Annotated in this window: 1 protein-coding gene; it reads left to right on the forward strand. The window is 51.4% G+C overall.

The genetic code is table 11. From position 1 onward, the window contains the following. The first annotated feature begins 159 nt into the window (after window positions 1–159). Window positions 160–1,161 carry a porphobilinogen synthase gene (gene hemB / locus EV680_RS11045; RefSeq protein WP_132954800.1) on the forward strand — a complete coding sequence of 334 codons (1,002 nt, stop codon included), beginning with the start codon at window positions 160–162 and terminating at the stop codon, window positions 1,159–1,161. Window positions 1,162–1,313 lie beyond the last annotated feature (152 nt).

The following is a 1,313-nucleotide window of genomic DNA, read 5'->3' on the forward strand; positions in this document are numbered from 1 at the left end:
TTTTATCAACTCTCCCCTCCATTTCCTGCCAGTCAAAACAATGCAGAGAACAATATCGTACTAAGGCCGTCTGAAAAGGGGTTCAGACGGCCTTTTTGTATTCGCTTTGCGTTCGGCTTATAATTGCTTTTTCTGCGACTGTTAACCAAAGGCCGAATAATGAATTTCCCGCCCCGCTTTGTTTATGCCACCCGTATGCGCCGTATGCGCAAAGATGATTTTTCACGCCGGCTGATGCGCGAGCACACGCTGACGGCGGATGATTTGATTTATCCGGTGTTTGTGCTGGAGGGGCAGAATCAGGAAGAAAACGTGCCCTCTATGCCCGGGGTGAAGCGCCAAAGCCTGGATAAGTTATTGTTTACTGCGGAAGAAGCGGTGAAACTGGGCATTCCGATGCTGGCTTTATTTCCGGTGATCACCCGCAACAAAACCGAAACCGCCGAAGAGGCTTACAACCCCGAAGGCTTGGTGCCGACAGCCATCCGCCGGCTGCGCGAAAACTTTCCCGAGCTCGGCATTATGACAGATGTGGCGCTGGACCCTTACACCACGCACGGGCAAGATGGTTTGATTGACTCAAACGGCTATGTGCTGAACGATGAAACTGTTGACGTGCTGATTCAACAAGCATTAACGCATGCGGATGCGGGCGCGCAAGTGGTGGCACCTTCAGACATGATGGACGGGCGCATCGGTGCCATTCGCGAAGCGCTGGAAGAAGACGGCCACATCCACACCCGCATCATGGCATATTCGGCCAAATATGCCTCGGCTTTTTACGGCCCGTTTCGCGATGCCGTCGGCAGCTCGGCCAATTTGGGCAAGGCCGACAAATACACTTATCAGATGGATCCTGCCAACAGCGACGAAGCTTTGCAGGAAGTGGCGCTGGACTTACAAGAAGGCGCAGACATGGTGATGGTGAAGCCCGGACTGCCTTATTTGGATGTAATCCGCCGCGTGAAAGATGAATTCGGTGTGCCCACTTATGCTTATCAGGTTTCCGGCGAATACGCGATGCTGCAAGCGGCCATTCAAAACGGCTGGCTCGATGGCAGCAAAGTGATACTCGAGAGCCTGCTCGCCTTCAAACGCGCCGGTGCCGATGGCATTTTGACTTATTATGCACTGGAAGCGGCCAAACAATTACGCAAATAGTTTCAGACGGCCACAAAAGTTTCAGACGGCCACAAATGTTTCAGACGGCTATAAATGTTTCAGACGGCTATAAATGTTTCAGACGGCTATAAATGTTTCAGACGGCTATAAATGTTTCAGACGGCTATAAATGTTTCAGACGGCTATAAATG

The organism is Uruburuella suis, assembly GCF_004341385.1.
Classification (GTDB): Bacteria; Pseudomonadota; Gammaproteobacteria; order Burkholderiales; family Neisseriaceae; genus Neisseria; species Neisseria suis.

Coding starts and splice junctions, on each gene's coding strand:
- hemB (WP_132954800.1), top strand. CDS start 160: ATGAATTTCCCGCCCCGCTTTGTTTATGCCACCCGTATGCGCCGTATG.